Raw genomic sequence first — 21,185 nt, forward strand, 5'->3', positions numbered from 1 at the left:
AACTCACCAATTCATAAACAATTATACGTGCTTAACCTAGCACAGGGTGTCTTGCCCTGTGAACGGGGTAGGGGTGAGTTTGCCTCAATATTGTTTTGAGTTGCGGCAATCCGACAGTGCGGACCCTGCCAGAGATATGCAGCAGTGCGGTTCAATGAAAATCCCGGCTTGGAAACAGCCGCTTTGCCTGATCCCGTGGGTGCATTGCCCTGGCAGGATAGCGGGATTTCTTCGGTGTATCATCAGTGCGGGACCCTTCGGTGCTTAGGACCTCTGGTTGCGGGTGCCCCAATTCGGAAAGCTTATGTGACATGTCCTGAACGTCCTGGGCGATCAGGTGCACGATAATCCCTTCACGTTGCAGATACCCTGTGATCCGCAGCAGGCGCCCGCCCATCACGGCCCGGCGGAAACGCTCATAAACCTTGGGCCAGACCACCACATTGCTGACCCCGGTTTCATCCTCTAGCGTCAGGAAAATTATGCCCGACGCCGTGCCCGGCCGCTGACGGGTGATAACCAGACCACAAACGCTGTGCCGCCCCAGGGGCACCTCTAGCAAGGCGACATGTGTGGTCAGCCCTGGCAGAGAGGGGCGCAGCAGTTCCATCGGGTGGGCCCGCAGGGTCAGGCGGGTGGCAACATAATCCTCGACCACCTCTTCGCCCAGCTGCATGGCGGGCAGGTTGACCGGGGGTTCGTGAACCGTTTCCCCGTCAATCGGATCATTGAACAAGGGCAGAGGTTTGGGGCTTTGAATGGCTTTGACCTGCCAGAGTGCATCGCGCCGGGTCAGCCCCATATCGGAAAAAGCGTCTGCCTCGGCCAAGCGCGTCAGTACATCAGGCCGCAGCCCCGCACGCAGCCACAGCGCCTCTGGATCCTGATATCCATTGCCGCGGGCGGCCTCAATCCAGCCGGCGTCTTCTTCCCTGAACCCCTTGATCTGGCGGAATCCCAGCCGCAGCGCCAGCGCGCCATCGGGGCGGCGTTCCAGTATATTGTCCCACTCGGAATGATTGACGCAGATAGGGCGGATTTCGACCCCATGCTCGCGGGCGTCGCGCACGATCTGAGCGGGCGCGTAAAACCCCATGGGTTGAGAGTTCAAAAGCGCGCAGGCAAAGATCGCCGGGTGATGGCGTTTCAGCCAGGCCGAGACATAGGCAAGCATGGCAAAGGCCGCCGCATGGCTTTCCGGGAACCCGTAATCGGCAAAGCCTTCGATCTGGGAAAAACACTGCTCAGCTACTTTGATGTCATAGCCGTTGCCCAGCATCCCATTGATGAATTTATCCCGGAATGTGCCGATTGTGCCCATTCGCCGGAACGTGGCCAATGAGCGGCGCAGATGGTCGGCCTCTTCCGCCGTGAATCCGGCCCCGACCACGGCAATCTGCATGGCCTGTTCCTGAAACAGGGGGACGCCCAATGTGCGCGCTGTCACCTGTTCCAGTTTCGGGCCAAAGGGTTCGGGGTTTTCCAGCCCATTGCGTCGCCGGATATAGGGCTTCACCATATCCCCTTGAATGGGGCCAGGGCGCACAATGGCAACTTCGATTATCAGGTCATAAAGCTCGCGGGGGCGCATCCGGGGCAGGAAATTCATCTGCGCCCGACTTTCGACCTGAAAGACGCCGATCGCATCCGCCCGGCAGAGCATGTCATATGTGGCGGTGTCGTCCTGAGGCACCTTGGCGATGCTCAGGGTCTGGCCTTCATGCTGTTGCAGCAGGCCAAAGGATTTGCGCAGACAACTGAGCATACCAAGCCCCAGCACATCGACTTTCAGGATGTTCAGAGCATCAATATCATCTTTGTCCCAGCAGATGACGGTGCGGTTTTCCATTGCGGCATTTTCAATCGGGCAAAGCTCGTCCAGGCGTCCTTTGGTGATCACAAAACCACCAACATGCTGGGACAGATGGCGGGGAAATCCGATGATTTCGCCAATCAGATGAATGGTTTGCATGAGGCGCCGGTCGCTGAGGTCCAGCCCCAGCTCGCGAATACGGTCTAGATCAACGCCGCCATTGCTCATGCCCCAGATCTGGCTCGACAGCCCAGCGGTCACATCCTGCGACAGCCCCATGACCTTGCCCACCTCGCGAATGGCTGCACGGGTGCGGAAATGGATGACAGTTGCGCAAAGACCAGCACGTTCGCGGCCATATTTCTCGTAAATCCACTGGATCACCTCCTCACGCCGCTCATGCTCGAAATCGACATCAATATCCGGCGGCTCGCCCCGGTATCTGGACACGAATCGCTCAAAGACCATGGCGATCTGGTCGGGGCTGACATCCGTGATGCCCAAGAGGTAACAGAGCACCGAATTGGCCGCGGACCCGCGCCCCTGACACAGAATGCCCTGCGACCGGGCATATTGTACGATGTCATGTACAGTCAGGAAATAAGCGGGAAACTGCAGATCCGCGACCACCGCCAGTTCCTTGCGCATCAGCCCGACCACCGTGTCGGGCGGCCCTTCGGGGTACCGGCGCTGCAACCCTTCGTGTGCCAGACGTTCCAGACGCGTTTGCGGATGTTCCCCGCTTGCAATCTCATCGGGGTATTCATACGAAAGCTCCGCCAGATCAAAGCTGCACCTGTCGGCAATCTCCATCGTGCGCCGCAAGGCGCTGGGGTGATGGCGGAACAGCCGGACCAGATCCTGGCCGGATTTGAGGCGGCGTTCGGCATTGGGGAATGCGCGGGTGCCGATCTGATCAATCGTGATGTTTTCACGCATGCAGGTCAGGATATCGGCCAGTTGCTTGCGGTGGGCGCGGTGCATCAGAACATCCCCGACCGCCACCATGGGGGCGCAGCTTTTCTGCGCCAGTTGGGCGCATTCGGCCAGATAGGCCTGATCGCTGCCGTCATAGCGTGGCACTGCGCCCAGAAAAACATGATTGGGAAATCGTCGCCGCACGGTTTGAATATCCGATGCGACCTCTGACAGGGTGGTCTGGGGCAGGGCGATCAGGATCATGCCCTTGCAGGCCGTCAGCATGTCTTGCGTATAGAGCTCGCAATCGCCCTTATCTGTACGCCGTTTGCCCAGAGTCAGCAGGCGGGCCAAGCGTTTGTAGGCTGCCAGATCACAGGGCAACGCCACCCAATCTACCGCACTGTCGCGCAGCAGCAGCCGGCAGCCAGTAATCAGTTTAGGCAGAACAGTACAGTCCGGTTTCGGAAGCGCCTGCCTGTGGCCAACCTCCTGCCGGGAAGAGGCATCAACACGATGTTCGGATCTGATTTGAAGGGGCTGTTTGGTCTGTCGTTTAAGCTCTCGCAGTGCCGACCATGCGCGCACAACCCCTGCCAACGAATTGTGATCCGTGATAGCTATTGCCGACAATCCCAGCTCGGCGGCGCGCAGGACGAGCTCTTCGGGGTGGGAGGCCCCGGTCAGAAAGGTGAAATTCGTGGTGACACAGAGTTCGGCATAACCCAGCCCCTGCGCGTGGGGTTTTGGCATGTGGCGATGCAGGGCGTCTATCGGGCGGTTTGCGGCGATCATGCGAACTCTCCCTGTACAAACCAGCCCGGATTCTGAGGCGTGTAAAACAGCCAGAGCCTGCGCCCCTGCGTGGTTTCCACTCGCCAGTAATCCCGCAGGCCAGAGCGCCAGCTTTCATCCTGATGCCACCACTCGGGCGCGATGCGTTCGGGGCCCGTGGCATGGCCGGTTGTCAGGGGCATGCGTCTCCAGCGGAACCGCGCGGGCGGATGCGGGCCGGTTGCCGCAATCGGTTCGGGTGGAAACAGGTAGAGCGGGCGTGGGTTCAGGATGCTCCACCCGCTGGATGGGTTGGAATAGGCGGCGGCCGCGATGATGAAACTGTGTTCGGGAATATGGCTGTCCGCAGGTAGGAAACGCTGTATGTTTTCAAGCCCGACCCGGGTGCCCAGCCGGGTGATCAGGTCATCCAGCCGGCTCTTGCTGTGGTCCGAAACATGGCTGATTTGTTGTACTGGCAGCGCTTCAACCCCGGTGGCCTCCAACCGCATTTGATCAATGCCAAAGCCAGCATCTATTTCCCCCAAACCGCGTTCGAACAAAGACAGGATACGCTGAGGATCGCGCAGAGGTCGGGCCAGACGCAGTTCAACCTGCTGGCAGTCCTGGTCCACCCGACGCAATGTCATGCAAAGTTTCCGGGCGCCCATCTCTTGCGCCTTCAGCTTGGCGCAGAGCTGGGCCAACAGCCGTTCGGTACCAGCCATCACGTCCGACAGTAATCCGATGGGGTCCGGCAGGGTCATGCGCACCGCGTAATGGGGGGGATCGGACAGCGGCGTGATTGCTTCGGGTTGCGCGCCCAGAGCCTGATCCAGCCTGAGCAGCAGACCGGGACCAAAACGCCGTGTCAGCGGTGCGCGCGGTGCTGCCGCCAATGTACCAATTTTGCGCAGGCCCATGCGCTGTAAGGCGACCGAGGTCTTCTCATCCAGACGCAAGGCCGCCACCGGCAGCGACTTTAGGGCCGTCAGCATATTGCCAGAGGCTGCGACCCCCTCGTTATAACGGGCAAGCGCCCAAGCCGCACCGCGCGTATCCCCCAACCCGATCTGCACCCAGAGCCCTGCGCGCGCAAACCGTCCGCGCATATCAGCCAACATCGCCTCTTCGCCGCCAAAGAGATGGGCTGACCCGGTGACGTCAAGCACCAGCCCATCCTCGCCTTCCATCCCCACCCAGGGGCAATAGCGCGTTGCCCAGCGACGCAGGATGTGCAGGAAACGCATATCGGCCTGAGGATCGGCTGTGCAGCTTTGCAAAGCGGGGCAAAAGGCGCGCGCATCCGCATAGGACATGCCCTGATGCAGCCCCTGTTCCGCAGCCTGAGCGTTCAGGCAATAAATACGATTGGCATTCTGTTGTTTGAGCGTCAGGACAAAGGGCCCATTCACCAGGCGTCGACGCAGAACCCGGTCGCTTGCCAACCGAGGAAACCACAATGAAACGACGCGACGCTGCATTCCATCGAACATGCCAGATACCAATATGTTCTTGATTTGTTCTTTTTATGCTTCCGCTTTTACAGAGTCGAGTCTTTTGGATCAAACGCCGGCAGATAGTGCCACCGGGACCAAGTTGTTTCGGCTTCGAAGGGAAGGTCGGCCCTTTTAGGCATCAAACCGCGGCAGCCATTATTCGGACTCTCATTCCTGTCGCAAAAATCTTCGGATCTTGAAAAAAGACAGGGCCGGTCCAAAGACCGGCCCTGCGACTGTTCATATGTATCGGTATTAGTTCGACGCGGCGTTCAGCTTCTCGTTCTGTTCACGCAGCGTGTCCGAGATGATCGCGTACCATTCGCCGGATTCACGCATTTCGTTCAGGCCCTTGTTGACCATAGCGATGTATTCGCGTGCAAACGGGTTGGTGCGGTGAGCAAGGAAGCTCATCGAGGACAGCGTGGAAACATAGGGGTTTTCTACGATATCTTCCGAGGTCAGGCCCATGTCCTTCATGGTTGCGGCGAAAAGATCGACCTCGAACGCGGCCACATCGGCTGAGCCGGTCAAAACGGCATCCAGACACTCGCGGGCCGAGCTGGGGTGAACCAACGTCAGGTTCTCGGAATTCAAGCCGACTTCTTCAAGTACAACCATGCTCCAGCCGTCCATACGACACAGGGTTGCACCTTTGAGGTCTTCGAAGGCCGTCGCTTGTGAGTATTCGCTTTCCGGCAGAGTGAAGAAGCCGCCGACGATGTCATAGACCGGAACCGAAGCAACAAACTCGTTACACCGGGATTCAGTCGCTGCAGACCACTCATAGGTGTGGTTTGTACAATCTGGAACTGTCCAGGCGATCGAGATGTCGAATGCGCCGAGCGGCAAGAGAGTTTCCAAATGCGAAGTCCAGTCGTCGACAAAGCTGACCGAGAAATCACGGCTGTTGCCGGCACGCTGAAGACTTGTGGTCGCCAGGCGGGTCATGATCCCACCACCATTCAGACTTTCGGTTGTGAATGGCTCCCATCCGTTACCCGCTACCAGCTTGATTGGCGGGGCGTAGACGTTCGAACGTTTCACACTGGCCGCACGCTTTTCTTCTGCTGCGATCAGTTCCTGTGCTGACTGGCCATTCGGCAGACTACCGTCTTCACAGGGCAAGGACAGAACCAATCCAGGCGCCAGCGCGTTTGGGTTGGTGATGATGTTGCGGTTGGCGTTGAAGATCGGCTGATAGTTCGAGGTGCCATAAGCCGCGATGGCGATGGTCGCCATCGTGTCACCATCCGCGACGGTATAGTTGCTACAGGCTTCCTGTGCTGCGGCAGCTCCGGCGCTCAGGGCGGTGACGGCGGTGGCCGAAATCACGACTTTCTTCAGGTTAAATTTATACATGTCCACTTCCTCCAGACTTTTTTGAGTTTAGGCCGATAAGGGCCTTAGCCATTTTCCATTTGATAACGCAGAGCGGTTGAGACGATGTCGCGCCACTCGCCTGATTGCTGCATGATCGCCAGACCCTGATTAAGCGTTTCAAGGATCGCTTCTCCATCAGGATTCTCCTTGTGAGTCATGATGTTAAGAGACTTGATTGCTGCCAGGTTGGGGTTTTCTACAATGCGATGCTCGTAACCCAGCCGACCGATTGCCTCGACGGCTAGATGGGCCTCAATTGCGGCGATGTCGGCGGTTCCATCCATCAATGCATGGAAACATTCATCCGGCGAAACCGGGCGCAGCATCGTGATCGCGGGCTCGTACAGCCCCACCGCGTCCATATGCGACAGAGACCAGCCCTCGGGTCGGCAGATGGTTGCACCGGCAAAGTCCGCATATGTCAGGGTCTCTTCATAGCCCGAACCTTCGCGAGCAAAGAACGTGTCCACAACTTCATAGAACGGGTTCGAGAAATTGTAGGTTTCACAACGTGAACGGTCATTTTCAGACAGTGCATCTGCGTCGTCACAATCTGGACGCGACCACGGGAAGGTTGCGTCAAATGCCAGCGTCGGCATCAACAGATCCAGATGTGAAGACCAGTCATTGACGAACTGGATCTTGTAGGACTGTTCCGGTGCTGCGCGCAACATCGCGGTTTCCACAAGATTTGTATATAGACCACGATGCGGCAGAGCTTCATCCGTGAACGGGGAATAGTTGCCGCCAGTGATCAAAATCAACTGACGGTCCCGGATTTCAGGACGTTCACCGGTACCTGCATTGCGGATTAGGGCAGCACCTTCAGCACGCGCGGCCTCGATCTCATCCTTGGCCGCAGCCTTGGCGGCGATGACCGCCTCTGCTTTGGCTTCGGCCACGCGGGACTCGGCTTCGGCGATAGCTTTGGCAGCGCGATCTTCCGCAGCCTTGACAAGTTCGGCGGCCATTTCGGCGGCCATTGCTTCGGCCTCTGTCTGCGGCACGGCAGCCGCGCGCCCGATATCTTCCAAACAGGGCAGGGTCAAAACGTCGCCGACGCGGATGACATTGGGATTATTTCCGATTACATCGCGGTTTGCCTCGAAGATGATCCGAAAATCTTCGGTCGAATAGACTGCGATGGTCAGTTCCCGCAGGCTGTCGCCTCGCTGGATTTCATAGGTTGAGCATGCTTCTTGTGCCGAAGCAGCGCCCGTCGCGGCAGCTAGTGCCAGGCTGGATATGATCAGATGGAGTTTCATTGGTCCGGTTGCTTTGCCTCTAGTCGTTTCTTCTGAGTTTGATGACGCCAATCGACGTATTGTCTTGATCCGGGTCGTTCCTGGTTCTCAGTGCCCGCAACAGCGCATCCGCAATATCTTGAGCCAGCGCATCTTCGTTTTCCTCAAGAATTGCCTGAATTTCTGTGTTGCTCAGATATTGCAGCCCATCACTTCCCACGATCAGCACATCCGCGGTGCTAAGACCCAATGGTTCTTCCGGGCAATCGACCTTGGGAATTGCGGCGCCCATTATCACCGAAGTCAGTTGGTTTCGGTCGGGGTGAGACGACGCCTGGTCTGGCGTAAGGGTACCTGCAGCAACCTGAGCATCAATCATCGGAGCCATCGAATGGTCTTCGTTGATTTGGCTGAGGGTACGGTCGCGATAGAGATATAGGGGGCTGTCGCCAATCGAAATCCAGAAGACGCGCTTTTCCAGCAGCAAAACTCCCAACATGGTTGATCCCATGTTGAAATCTTCACCCTGCTCCTCGCAGTAAGTCGAAATCGCGGCATTTGCCTGCATGGCTGCCAAGGGTAAGGCGTCGATCAGCGCAGTCTCAGCCGGAGCGTCTGCTTCAAGTTCGGTATCCAGTGCATCGCGCCAGGCTTTGACCACCAGCTCGGATGCCACTTCTCCTGCCGCATGCCCACCCATTCCGTCCGCGACGATGACATAGCCCGCATCCGCCGCGTCGAACATACGCGACGCGACCGCGTCTTCCTGCGTGTCGCGCTGACCCTGATCCAGGATCAGCGCAAGATCATATGCCGGGGTCGCCAGCATCAATTAAACATCCCGCCAATCAAAGCCGTCATCGCAGAAGGCTGCAAAACGGATTGAGGTTTCACTGATCCGGATAAGATCGCCTGTGGAGAGTGGAACCGTGCTGAGAACGGGTTTGCCGTTCAGGCGCACCAGATTGGCCTTGCCGCCGTGGCCCAGATAGCATTTGCGGTCTTCCGGGTCATAGGCAATTACCGCATGGTTGCTGCGGGAAATCCCAGTGTCGCCAAAGTCCAGCTGGATCGCCTGGTCATCATTACGCCCAATCTGCATCAGGCCTTCTGTCAGCGTAACGCTGGAACCGCGGCCGGGGCCGGAAGTTACAACAAGCCATCCTACCGGGAATGTCGCCTGCGCTGCCTCGGTCTTGGCCATAGCCACCGGCTCGGCTGTTTCCATCAAGTCCTGAACATGCGTATCCGCGCGCTCGAAGCCCAGGAAGGTGGTTTTCACACGGCTGCGTCTATCTTCTTTTGCCGCAGGAGCAGGCTGAGGTTGTGCCTCGACCTCTGGGGCAGAAGGCGCTTCTGGTTCCGGATCAACTGTCTCGACGACTACGTCTACGACCGGTTCTTCCATCGCCATTTCAGGCGCGGGATCTTCAATCGTGGCTGTCAGTTCTTCGGTTGACACATGCAGTGTCACAACCGGTTCGTCGTCCTTTGGGTCGGCATCAACTGTAACCTCGGTGGCGCTTTGCACTTCGGCGACCACTTCCTCGACGATAATCTCATCGGCAGTGGCTTGTTCTGCTTCGGAGAACTCCGGCATCTTGTCTTCTGGTAATAGTTCTTCGCTTTCATCGTAGCTATCAGCGGTAGTGTTGCCGCCTGCCAGTGCATTACGAAGTGCGTTGAAATCCGCAATCGGTTCAGCGTTATCAGTCTCAGGTGCCGCGACCTCCTCGGTTTTGGTCTCTTGAGGTTTGCCGGCACCTTCGAGAAGCCGGCTAAGGGGGCTTTTATATTTAAACATGGTGTCGACACCTTTGTTTCTTGGCACAGGAACTACGTCCCATGGGGCTGCTACTCACCTCTGCACGTTCGGTACACAGGCACTGATGATTGGGAACAAAAAACTCATTTACCTTCTGCGACGGGCCGGTCCCCGTCAGAGTGATGGCTTTCGCTTCACTCTCAGCAAACACACACAGGCAGATCACAATCAGACCGGATCATTACTCCTGTACCAGGGGCATAACCGCACCCGTTTCAGTACCGTTGCGCAGAACTGTAAAGCGGGCTTCGGACTGGTTTTCGGAAACAAGGAGCTGCAAAAGCGCGTCCAGCCCTTCAGGGTTGGTAATGTTCTGACCGGTATGATTTTCCGAGATCAGTACATCGCCTTTGCGCAGGCTGCCTGCTGCGGGCGCGTCTGGTGCAGCGTCAACAACAGTTGCCCAGCCGTTTCCATTGCTGTTCCTGATAGTGAACACATAACCATTCTCGAGACCCAACATGCGAATGGCGGGCAGGGCCAGCAATCCGTTCTGCGCACGGGTTTTTCCGAGTTCCCGATAACGGGCAGTGATGCGGATATACCCATCCGGATCGACCTTCAGGTCATCCAAAATCTGGGCGGCAAAACTTGCATCTGCCTGGACCGGCACTCCGTTCACAGTATAAATTGACGCCCCATGCTGCACCCATTCTCCGATCACGGAAGTATCCAGCGTGGGGTCAAAGCCGGTCACGACAACGACGCTGCCAGTCGAGGCGCGGCGTTTCGAAGTCTGGAACGGTATTTCCACATCCCAATGAGAATACGCAATCTGCGCTTCGGCCGGTTGGCCAGCAGCAGCGCTGATTTCTACCGGGTCAGCAGCAACCGGGGCTGCCTCGACAGGTTGCGCTTCGGCGTTTTGCGCCGTGAGGGTATCCGTCTGCTCAACAGGTTCTGCGCTTGCGACTTCTTGTTCTGGTGCTTCAGCTTCCGCAGCGGCCGGTTCTGCCGTTTCCACGACCTCTTCCGCAGCGGCCGGTGCCGCCGTTTCCACGACTTCTTCCGGCTGTTCCGAGGCTGGTGCCTCTGTCTCGGTCACCTGGACCGGCGCTGCTGTCGGTTCGGGGGTTTCTTCGCTGCCACTGAACAAAACGAATCCGCCTGCAGCCAAGGCAACCACCACCGCAGCAGCGCCTGCGATGACTTTACCGCTGCCGCCTGATCCGTTCTTGACGATCGTGTCGACCGCAACCGCGGCCTCTTCTTTTTGTGCAAACTTGGCCAGATCGCCCTCTGACTTATCCTCATTACCCAGGGCAATGTCAGGGTTCCCAGCCAACAAGGCAGTCACCACCGCCTCGGCATTTTCACTTTCGGCTTTGATCCGGGCTTGCTCTTCGACTTCGTCCTTACGGTCCATCGCCACGATGACCGAGACCGGACGATAGGCGAAGGAGTCAAACATGACGCCGGGACCACGGAACATCCGCAGCCAATCCAGGGCCGTTTGCAGACGATCTGTTGCGTGAACTTCCATCGCTTTGTCGATCGCTTCAAGGAACCCATCGGGATAGCCGCTGTGCTGACCTGCGAGGGGCGTATAGGGATCATCCTGGCCATTGTTGAAGGCATTCAGTCGGGTTTGCCCGTCGATCGGACGTTCGCCACTGATGGCGTGATAAAGCGTCGCCGCAAGAACATACAGGTCGCTGCTAGGTCCCTGATCTGCGCCGCGTACATAGAATTCGTGCGGGGAATAGCCGTCTTTGATAACGCGCAAAGTCAACAGGGCAGCAGATTGATTGGCTGCCTGTTCGCGCGCGGCACCAAAGTCGATGAGGACCGGGTCTCCGTTTTGGTCAATCAGAATATTGTCCGGTGAGATATCGCGATGCAGCATTCCGCTTTGGTGGATGAACGAAACGGCCGACAGCATTTTCTCGGTGACTTGGACAATGAAATCCGGGCCCGCGTCGTTTTCGGGGTTCTCGGAATAATCCAGAAGATCGCAACCCCGGATCAGGTCCATTGCGATATACGCCGTGTCGTTGTCTTCAAAGACCTGATGTACGTCAACGATATTGGGATGAACCAGTCGGGCGTGATTGCGGGCTTCCTGAATGAACAGGTCGATGATCGCGCGCAGATCTTCTTTGTGGTCGGGATTGATGGGTTCAACCGCGTCACCATTCCGACGGCACAGAGCGCCCGGATAGCACTCTTTGATCACGACATCGCGTTCTAGGCTGTCGCGGGCCAGGTAGGTAATCCCAAACCCGCCATTGCTGAGGAAACGAAGAATCTCATACTGCCCGCGCAACAGCTTTGCGCCAGGTTCAAGTCCTTCAATCTTAGGTTCGTCGTGCGTTGCACCGACAGCCTGGTTATGGCTCATTTCATTCCGCCCGTTCTAATCGTTTTGCGGCAAAAAACCTGGGCAAATAGCCCGCAAACACACAACCAAAAACAACCGCAGGACACTCAAGTCGGTTAGACGATTCAAATTTGACTTTATTGGGGCCGCCTGATGGCTTCACTAAGGATCGTTTTTGCGATTGATCTATATGTAGTGTTTATTTGACAGTTTATACTACATATAGAAATATATTGTGATAAAATCGAAAGCTAAAAACAAATTCTTAAGGATTGGTCTACAAATTCGAAACAATAGATTCGTAGGAATCGCCTCTACGATTCGCGGAATTGCCGCTCAGCCTTGAGCGGAAATTTCAGGTTCCGGTCTTTGGTTGTGCCGATTCAACCCGGCTGCCGGCCCAAGCAAGGTTGTCACTCAGCTGTGCCAGGATGCTAATCGCATCCTTCAGTGGCGCAACGCCGCTTTCGAACTGAAGCAAAAGCAACAAGTCCGTGGCCTTTTCGAACTCACCCGGAATCCAATCCGCCGTCGGGTCAATCTCGCCATCGTTTTCCAGGCGCTCGGCGAAATCCTCAACGATTTCCTGACAGCTTTGCAGGAAAGCCGCAGGCTCCATATTTGAGGTTTCCCGCAGGTCTTCATAGATACTGGCAATTGCGGCAAGCCAGTCTTCCAGGATCGGATTGTCGATAGGGGGTAGCACGTTTTCCAGCGTAGCCTGCATAGAGGGCGCGTCGAGGGCGGCTATGTCCGGCACCTGAACGTCAATCGATTTCAGATAGGGTAGAAAGTGCTGTTCCAGATCTTCGCGCGCCGAACTCAGGTCTGCCTGTCGCCGGTTCGAAGCAATATCAAGCACCTGCTCGGCCAGCCCCTGTCCACCGCAGGTTTCCCAAAGGGCGAAATCCGGTTCTGGCTCTTGCGCCATGGCACGGACAGCCACTGGGGTGCCGATCGGCACAACCGAGCGGAACATATTGCGCTTTTCTTTGTTCAAGCGGGCCAACACCCGGTCAAGCGCGTCGCGTACCGGAGGCAAATCTGTATGTGTCACAGCCAATATGCTGTTTGCTCGCAACTCTTCCGGAACCTTAGCCCAAAGATGGCGTTCCGTTTCGCGCCATGCATTTGTGCCGTTGGTGCACCAGATCGCGCAATCCACAAATTTGAGCAGATCGAGCGTCGGTTTATAGGTATCATCCAAAGCGCCTGACCCAGGCAGATCGTAGAGCGATATCTCTTGCAGGGCAGGGGTGTTCAATCCAACAGAGATAAAGTCGGGTTCGTCTTTGGCGGCTTTTTCAAGTGCAATTCCAGAATAGACCTTAGGTTCCCGGTCCCACCACCCGACAGTTGTTTCGGGGGTTTCGGAATATGCCACAATAACGAGCGGCAGTTTCAGATGTTGCGGCCCGGTAGGCAGAATATCTGCCCCGGCCAGCATGTTGGCCAGGCTGGATTTTCCCGCCCCAAATTCTCCGGCGAATCCAATATTGACCGCGTTTGACAAGCGTTCGGCATGCGCCAAAGCACGGGCGCGCATATCTTCGAGCGCCACGTCGCTCGGCAGGCTTTCGGTCGCGGTCAGAAAGCGCTCGAGCTGCCTCACTTCCTTGTCGGTTCCGGGAAATTCGATCATTCCGCTGCCTCTGCTAGTCTTTCATCTGTTTGATGCTGGCTGAATAGGGTGCCCAGCTCGTCAGAAATATGTTGTGCGTGGTTGAAGGAGGCTTGCGCCTCGGCCCGGGCATTTGTTTCGCCGGTTCCGGCACGATGTTCAAGATGTGTGGCGAGCAGGGCCAGATAATGGTCCAGCACGGTATTAAGCCGCTCGGTCAAATCACCGCGGGCGGTATCCACCAGATCATCTCCGATCATCTCAAACTCCTGAACGATCATGCGTTCGGCACGGGACACGACACTTTTACGCGAAATCAGCCGGGACAACCAGTTTACCCGAAGTTCGACAGTGATGCCACGGGTCAAAGCGGACGTGTCCGGACGGAACCAGCGAACTGCGCTGGTGTTCATCCGGTTGTCGGTTGCGTCCTGCCAGCCGGGCAGAGCCCGCAGCGTGGCATTGCTTTGCATGTCGATTGCGTAGAGCTCGCTCAGCATTCTTTGGCGGACAACTTGGGTGGCCCCCTGAACAAGTTCGCGCATGCGGTCACGCAGCGGAGTGAAATTCAGCTCGGTTTCTCCGGTTTTCGACAACAGCGGAGAATCTCCGTTCGGGCCGCGAACAACGCCCGACACGGCCTCGGCCACGGTGTCATCCATTACGCCTCTCAGGTTGGCCAGGACGTCATCCATTTCGTCAATGATCTTGGTGGTCTTGTCGCTGACCGAGTTCCGCAGATCGGCCAATATCCTGTTGTTTTCACCAGCGTCTTCTGCCGAGGTTGTGGTGTCGTTCTCGATCGCGCGCAGATGCGCTTTGGACCGGTCTAATTCACCTTGGGCAAAGCTGTTGAGATGCTGCCAGGCCATACGCAGTTGTTCATCGCGCGGGCCTTCTGTCAGCGCTCGGGTCACATGCCGGCGCAGATCGGGCAACCCGGAGGCGATCATAGCGGCAAAGCGCAAAACACCTTCGCGGCTGATCGGGCCGGGGCCTTGTTTGATCTCTTCGACACCGTCCAGATATTGCTTCATCTGATCGGGGTGCGCGCGCAGCCAGGCCAGGACATCGTCGTGATTGATACCGGCTTCGTCACCGGTCAGGGCGTAATGCGCCCATTGGGCACTGCCGGTCAGCACGTCAATGTTCGAGTTCCCAAGCGCCTTCTCAAGCCCGTCCAGAACATCGGCCCGCACCTTGAAGGCATCTTCGGCACCATTTCCCAATTCGTCCACGCGGTTGATAAAAACCACGATCTGGCCCAGCTCCAGCGCTTGCATTAGGCGGAACAGTTTCAAGTCCGCCCGAGAAAGCGCCTGATGCGCCGACAGGACAACCACAAAAAAGTCGGACTCTTTGAGGTATTGACGAGAGATCTCTTCGCGGATCAGCAGAGGGTCATTTACACCGGGTGTATCGGTGACCGTAAGCGGAAATGGGAAATGTCCGATGTCAAAATAGACCTCGGCCTTTCGGGTGATGTCGCTGTAAAGGCCCCGGTCCGATGCCGGATCATGTGTCCCACCCTCGGTCGGGTCATCGCCTGCGCAAACATAACGTGCCAAATCATCCGAATTCAGGTCTTCCAGATCATGATGTTGGCCCAGCAGCTGTTCATAGCTATCGCCCAGCCGAAGCTTGGCGCGGGTCTTCATTGCGTCGACCTGTTCTTCGATCATCTCGCGTTTATAACTGTCCTCGTCATCGGGGAACATGTTGCGCAGCTCTTCGCCTTCGGCAATCAGGGACTGCCACTGACGGTTGTCGAAGAAATGGAACTCGGCACCTTGCGTCCGGCCCGACGGGTGGCCGAAATGCATATCAGTGATTACGGTTGTCCAAGGGTTCACATCCGACGGCAGATATTCGGCCTGTCCGGTAAAACCATTGATCAGTCGGGATTTGCCGGCCTTGATCTGACCAACAAAAGCAATCGAGGGCTTCAGGTTCGAAAGATCACCAATGATCCGAGAGATAAACTGCCCGGTTTCGTCATTGCTGACGCCTTTCATCTCGTTGGCTATACGAAGTAACTCGCGACGATTATTCTCACTCATAACACATACCCTGACTACTTAATTTCACGGATCGAATTCGTTGAAAAATTGAACTGTTGGCACCGGATCATTTTTCCGGTCCCGTAACTGATTTCCAAAGGTTTACGACGGCACCCAGTTTGCGCGCTTCATGAATGGCCAGCGCAAATTGTGACCCGTCATGCAGAACTGCAAGCGCATCCCCTTTGCCCCCTGAAGGCCGCATTACAATCAGCTGAGGATGATCCAGCGCGGTGGCGGCGTCACCGTCCCACCCAACAAGATCCTGTGCAAACTGACGAAGCAGATCCTGATCGGCGTGCATGGGTTGCCCGACGTCGCATACTCCTTCGAGCCGCGAGATGGCTGCACCGTCCAAGGTGACTTCGGCGCGTCCCAATGCGAACCGTTCAGCGCCGTCAAAAAACGCGCTGGCAATGGTTCCGGCTGTCGCCCCGGTGGCGGGCGCTGGAATATCTGTTTCTTGCAGGGCAGGCGTGTCGGGAACCAAAGAAACGACCGTCTCGGGCGGCAGCTCGATAGTGCCGCAAGCCTTTGCAATCTCGCTGAAAGTCACACCGACATCATCGACCTCAAGCGCCGTGTCGGGTTGCAGAGAAAGCAGCTCCAACGGGGCAGGGGCTGCTGCAATATCGGACACCAATTCGGCCAAGCGGGTCGCAAGCTCTTCACGCGGAGTAGTTTCAAAATCCGGTATCATGCCCGAGCGGACCCGGAAAACATCAGTTACCCGCGAGCTGTTGACCTCCATTGCCAGACAATCGCCATTGGCCGCGGTAAATTCCAGCCGACGCGGCAAAATGGTTCCGCGAATTGTACGCAGGATCTTTTCACGACGAATCTCAGTCGTCTCAGCCGCTAATGTAACCGTCGGATTCAAACGGGCGACCGACAACCGCCCGATGTCTTCGAGCATGTCCAGTATGTCAGTATCCATCATGCCGTGACCCCCTCTGGTCCCGTTATACAGCGGCCGTAACCGGCCCCAGGCTTATGTGCGATTTAGTAAGTGCCAGCCCCACATTGGCACTGTCGCGACAGATGTAGCAGACCACATGGTCCGGGTAGTCCGGGGTCCGCAGGAAGATATTCAGCCGATCCTTTGAAAACACTGCGATTTCGCCAAACCCAGGATTTTCCGTATCGTCGGCGTCGGTCGAACGCAGCAGATTCTCAAACGCGATCACACCGCGCCCCTGAAAAAGGTTGGCCACCGCTATGGCCAGAGTGTCCAACGCTTCGGCACTTTCCGAGTCTGTGACATGGGTGCCTAGCAACATACCTGTCTTCATGTCGACATACCCGGCTGCTATGCAGTCGGGTATGGTCGCCATCGCATCGTTTAATGCTGTTTCGATAGACATCAGTTGCCCTGTCTCCTAGGTTTCTCACCGCTAAAGTACATGTCGTTCAACACCCGTGTCTTCAGAGGTATTGGCCATGGGCCTTACCGCGTTATCTGATTTTCGCGCATTGTGTTCGGCCGTGATTTGGTCAAACTCCTCAAGAAATGCTTGAAATACCTTCTTCAACGCTTCTGGGTTGGTGGGCATGTCTTCGCCATCCGTGACCTCGCGCCACATCGCCGCCGCGCTAAGCGGGGTGTCGACGGACACGTTCACAATGTCTTCAAACGAGCCCGCGATTTCCGGTCTGCTCTCTGGCAGGGCGACAACCTGAGTGTTCACCAGGCCATTGGTTTCCGGCTCTGGTTCGAACTCATCCTCGGCATCATCCGATTGTTCAGCCATCAACGCTGTGATCGAGGATACGGAAAGTTCGACCGGGGTTTCTTCCGGCTCTGCCTGAGTGGTCTCTTCGGGCTCCGGAACATCTGTAAGCTGGTCCTCCAAAGAGGCCATGAATGTGTCAGCTTCGTCTTCGTCACTGAACAGGTTTTCTTCTTCAGCAACTTCGACTTCCGCAGAAAGTGGCTGAACTTCCACAAAGTCAGTTTCATCAATGACGGATACGGCCTGTGGGTCTGTTTCATCATCCTCGGTAGGAGCAACGGACAGATCGGCAACGTCCGAGTCCTCGGGAGTGGTCTCCCGGAAGAACGCCCGCAATTCGTCTTCTTTTTCTTCTTTTACGATCTCGGCGCCCGAGGTCATGTCGGCGCGCAGACGTTCGGCCTCTTGTGGGTCAATGCGCGGGGCACGTTCAACCTCATCAGGGCGCAGTTCGACCCGGGCAGGGCGCACGGGGAATTGTGTCACCACCTCGGGCTCTGTTCCCTCATGCAGCGGATTTACCAGCTTCAGCGGAGCGGTTCCCTGTACATTCGAGAAATTGCGCCGCGGGCGCAGCGGGTGTACCTGAGGAGCATCGGACAAGCTGGTGTCAATTTGATAACGCGCCAGCTGATGAGCGCGGCTGTCCATGATCAGTTCTGTGATTTCCAGGAAGCTGTCGACCATCTTGCCACCGCCACTGCGGGTCCACAATTCGGCGTCCCCGCTTTTGTCGCGGGCCATGATGGCATCACGGGCTGAAAACAGGATCGAACGGTTGAACAGGTGACCTGCTTCGCGGTTCACACGACGAAGGACCTTTTGGCGATCCTTGACATCCAAAACGTCTGCACGTGTGACCAGCAGCAATGAATTGTGTTGCAACCGTTCGGGCAGGGAAACCCAGGTTGCCCGTTCCGTTTCGCGCCATGCCTGCGTGGCGTGCGTACACCAAATAACGCCATTTGCCTGACCGACAGCCCGTCGCCAGACATCAGTAGAAATCTTGGGGTCGGAAATACCCGGAGTGTCGATCAGGTCGACGGCTTCAAGAATGTCGGATTCCAGAAATATGCGAATAAACTGGGCATCATTCACCCCGACTTGTTCCAGCTGGTCCAGGTCAATGTTTTCGCGAGTTCCGTCAGGGCGTTGTACATAGGCCGACCTTCTACCCCAACTGAACCAAACTGGTGGCAGCTGTGTGGCTGTAACCTGTGTAGGCAGTGCCTCCGAGCGCAGCAGAAAGTTCATCAAGGTTGATTTGCCGGCGCTGAATTCCCCCATAAGTGCGAAAACAGGTTTCCTGCGGGACCATTTCTCAATGCGGTCCCATGCTTTTGAAGAGACGAAGCGGGTTTGTGAATCTTTTGCCATATCGCTACTTATGCTGCCTCGTTACTAAGATCTTTCAGGATATCGCCGAGGATATCGTCGCGGGATTTCTGAGGGGCCAGCCCCTCCATCAGCGCTGCACTGCGACCGGGGTCCTTTTCGGCCGAGGCCGAAATGTTCAACAGAGTCTCCTTTTGCTCGCGCATAAAGTCGGAAAGGGCGGCGCGGACATTTTCAAGAACTGCTGCAATCTGGTTTTCTTCGATATCCTTGGTGATCGAATTCGCCTCTGATGTGATCAGGCGCGTATAATCCGCCGCATAGGCCTCGAAACCATTGCGGCGTTGCCACCAGCGGCGCCACCATGTGCTTTGCAAGTCCAGGGCAATCGTGCGTCCGATACCCAGTGGAGGTGGTACCCGCGGGACGATTGGTGCCTCGATGCTGAACTCTCCCAGATGGTTGCCCAGCAAGCTTTGATACAACGCTTCGATGTCAGCGGCTGCCGCTGAATACAACGCACCAACTTCTTTGCGCATCGACCGGGCAAAGCTAAAATAGGCCGCTTTTTGCAAGGTCCGCAGCCCGGCAGGATCGTATTGCCACGTTCCTTGCTCGCCATTTTGCTCAAGATGCGCGATCAGAGAATCGGTGGCACGTTTAACAAAGTTGGCTTCGGCCGAGTTCAGACGCTCAAGCACTTTCGCGCGCAAGGAAGCAGTAAGCTCAGCGGCCTTCTTTTCATATTCTGCGTTGACCTCGGCCACGGCCTCTTCAGGTGCTACCCCGTTCAGCTCTCGCACGATCCCTTCGCTGTCGGATAGTTTTTTGGCCACGGCGGTCGCCCGGATCTGACTGGCGATGTTGCGCGCCCGGTGGCGTACACGGTCCAGAAGTCGAGTTCCTGCGCCTTCGGCAATGCGTTCATTCATCGCCAGCAATAGGTCGGGCAAACCGGACAACGCCCAAATCTTGTCCAGTGACGGGGCCTGATCGCCAAACCCGGCCGCCAGATAGAACGTGTTAAGGGCTTTCCGGGATTCCTCGGACAGAATATCGGGATTGCCAGTTATCGCGGCCTCGGCCCACAGGGCGCTGCCGAACACGACACTTGCCTTGGTGTCGATATTGTTCTGTTTCAGTGTGTCCAGAATCCGATCCCGAATCTCAGGAACCTGGGTGACCGGATCTGCAAGTTCGTCAATTCGGTTAACAAACAGGATGATCTGACGATTTTCGAACTGAGCGATGATCCGCATCAGCGCCATGTCCATTGTGGTCAGAGCCTGACTGGCTGCCAGAACCACAATGCAGACTTCGGACCCGCGCAGGCTGCGCAGGGTGATCTGTTCACGCACCATAAATGTATCGTTTACACCCGGTGTGTCGCACAGCTTGAGGGAAATCGGGTACTGGGGGATGTCCATGTACAGCTCAGCCGACTTTGTCACATCCGCAAAACGACCGGTCTTGGGGTTGATGTCCGGGTCGTCTTCATCACCCAGACACACATACCTTTGGATCAGTTCCTCATCGAAATAGTCGTATTGATGGCTTTGCCCCAGAATCAGGTCGAAATGCTTACCCAGTCGTTCCTCGGACTTAGCTTTCATTTCGCCGATCTGACGGCGGATATCGTCCATTTCATCGTCGGCGCCGGCCCGATTGGCCAGCTCTCCCAGCCGGCCGCCGCCAACCATCAGATTGTCCCATTCCTCTTGTTCGAAGAAAGTGAACCGGGATTTTGTATCACCCTGGGTTCTGGTGTTGATGTTCAGCGTGGTAACCACAGAGGTCCAGGGGTTCACATCCGAAGGCAGCAGGGCAGGGCGTGCGGACAGAATGTTCACAAGCGAAGATTTTCCCGCCTTGACCTGACCGACCAGCGTGACGCTGGCAGTAAAATTCTCCATGCGTGTCTTGAGCGTCGCAAGACGTGCCGAGGAGCGCGCGTCCGCCACCTCTGTCAGTTGGTCAATCTGTGTCGTCAATGCCGACATGGCCGAAGTCATTGGGGTCAGCGCTTCGTTTCCAACAGACAAAAGATGATCGTTACGCGCCATGGTTAGCCTCCGGTTCCTGTAGCGGCGATATGAGGTTCGATCTGCCCGTGTGGTGCGCTGGTCAGCGTATCAATCCGGGCGATCAGGTTCAGGGCGTTGCCCAAAATTGCGGCTTCGGCGCTTGGTGTGATCGATTCATATGCGCGGGCATCGGCCAGCACTTCGATCGAGCTGAAGCAGTCGCTATTTTCCAGGCACGCAACACTGCGCCCTGTTGGGAAACCCTGGGATTTGACCTCGGGCAGGGGCATTCGGGAATTGGCAAGCAAATAATGCCCGCCAGAATGCGTACGCAGCGAGATGCCAAACCCGGTATTCGGGTGTTCGCGATTCAGGGTTTTGAGTTCACCAAGAAAACTTTCGCGTGCAAGACCAATCGCGTCTTGCTCGGCAGATGCAGAGTTCATCATGTTGGTCACGGTAAAGACCCTTGTACTGGAGTTGAGCGAACGAACTGGTAAGACGCCCGAAGGCAAAAGACTCATTAACTCCTTTCCACCCATCAACTACTGGCAAGGCGGTCTTATTTTGACGCGAATAAGATTTTTTGGCGTTTGAATTGTGGCGCAAGTATGGCTGCGGACTTGCCCGGGCCCA

14 protein-coding genes are annotated in these 21,185 nt (G+C 56.6%); all 14 read right to left on the reverse strand.

The features are described from left to right. Positions 1–151: 151 nt before the first annotated feature. The 14 genes from AC2FH9_RS07130 to AC2FH9_RS07195 all read right to left on the reverse strand — a co-directional run bounded on the left by AC2FH9_RS07130 (position 152) and on the right by AC2FH9_RS07195 (position 20,995). Positions 152–3,526: an error-prone DNA polymerase gene (locus tag AC2FH9_RS07130; RefSeq protein ID WP_496871158.1), complete on the reverse strand. Its 3,375-nt coding sequence runs from the start codon at positions 3,524–3,526 to the stop codon at positions 152–154. Next, positions 3,523–5,001, reverse strand: coding sequence for a Y-family DNA polymerase (locus tag AC2FH9_RS07135; RefSeq protein WP_496871159.1), 1,479 nt, complete (start codon positions 4,999–5,001; stop codon positions 3,523–3,525). Before AC2FH9_RS07135 ends, AC2FH9_RS07130 begins: the two co-directional genes overlap by 4 nt. A gap of 258 nt (positions 5,002–5,259) precedes the next feature. Beyond that, a complete protein-coding gene (locus AC2FH9_RS07140; RefSeq protein ID WP_496697039.1) occupies positions 5,260–6,366 on the reverse strand; it encodes a peptidoglycan-binding protein LysM in 1,107 nt (368 codons plus the stop codon). A gap of 44 nt (positions 6,367–6,410) precedes the next feature. Continuing rightward, positions 6,411–7,652: a peptidoglycan-binding protein LysM gene (locus tag AC2FH9_RS07145; RefSeq protein ID WP_496691621.1), complete on the reverse strand. Its 1,242-nt coding sequence runs from the start codon at positions 7,650–7,652 to the stop codon at positions 6,411–6,413. A gap of 19 nt (positions 7,653–7,671) precedes the next feature. Continuing rightward, positions 7,672–8,460 (reverse strand): PP2C family protein-serine/threonine phosphatase, encoded by a 789-nt coding sequence (locus tag AC2FH9_RS07150; RefSeq protein WP_281995081.1) that lies wholly within the window; start codon positions 8,458–8,460, stop codon positions 7,672–7,674. A 3-nt stretch (positions 8,461–8,463) separates the two neighbouring features. Beyond that, positions 8,464–9,435 carry an FHA domain-containing protein gene (locus tag AC2FH9_RS07155; RefSeq protein WP_496871160.1) on the reverse strand — a complete coding sequence of 324 codons (972 nt, stop codon included), beginning with the start codon at positions 9,433–9,435 and terminating at the stop codon, positions 8,464–8,466. Between the two features lie 202 nt (positions 9,436–9,637). Continuing rightward, the gene (locus AC2FH9_RS07160; RefSeq protein WP_496871161.1) at positions 9,638–11,797 is read right to left on the reverse strand and encodes a serine/threonine protein kinase; all 2,160 of its coding nucleotides are present in this window, start codon (positions 11,795–11,797) and stop codon (positions 9,638–9,640) included. A 334-nt stretch (positions 11,798–12,131) separates the two neighbouring features. Further along, entirely contained in the window at positions 12,132–13,418 is a 1,287-nt protein-coding gene (locus AC2FH9_RS07165) for a dynamin family protein (RefSeq protein WP_271948831.1), read from the reverse strand. Continuing rightward, positions 13,415–15,457 carry a dynamin family protein gene (locus AC2FH9_RS07170; protein WP_496701886.1) on the reverse strand — a complete coding sequence of 681 codons (2,043 nt, stop codon included), beginning with the start codon at positions 15,455–15,457 and terminating at the stop codon, positions 13,415–13,417. Before AC2FH9_RS07170 ends, AC2FH9_RS07165 begins: the two co-directional genes overlap by 4 nt. 67 nt (positions 15,458–15,524) lie before the next feature. After that, on the reverse strand, positions 15,525–16,397 hold the full coding sequence (locus AC2FH9_RS07175) for a hypothetical protein (RefSeq protein ID WP_496871162.1): 873 nt from the start codon (positions 16,395–16,397) through the stop codon (positions 15,525–15,527). A 22-nt stretch (positions 16,398–16,419) separates the two neighbouring features. Beyond that, a complete protein-coding gene (locus AC2FH9_RS07180; RefSeq protein WP_142636257.1) occupies positions 16,420–16,821 on the reverse strand; it encodes a hypothetical protein in 402 nt (133 codons plus the stop codon). 30 nt (positions 16,822–16,851) lie between these two features. Next, entirely contained in the window at positions 16,852–18,567 is a 1,716-nt protein-coding gene (locus tag AC2FH9_RS07185; RefSeq protein WP_496697029.1) for a dynamin family protein, read from the reverse strand. Between the two features lie 8 nt (positions 18,568–18,575). Further along, a complete protein-coding gene (locus AC2FH9_RS07190; protein ID WP_496749804.1) occupies positions 18,576–20,588 on the reverse strand; it encodes a dynamin family protein in 2,013 nt (670 codons plus the stop codon). A gap of 2 nt (positions 20,589–20,590) precedes the next feature. Further along, on the reverse strand, positions 20,591–20,995 hold the full coding sequence (locus tag AC2FH9_RS07195; RefSeq protein ID WP_496677113.1) for a hypothetical protein: 405 nt from the start codon (positions 20,993–20,995) through the stop codon (positions 20,591–20,593). Positions 20,996–21,185: the final 190 nt, after the last annotated feature.

Source organism: Ruegeria sp. CDSC081 (genome assembly GCF_059610485.1).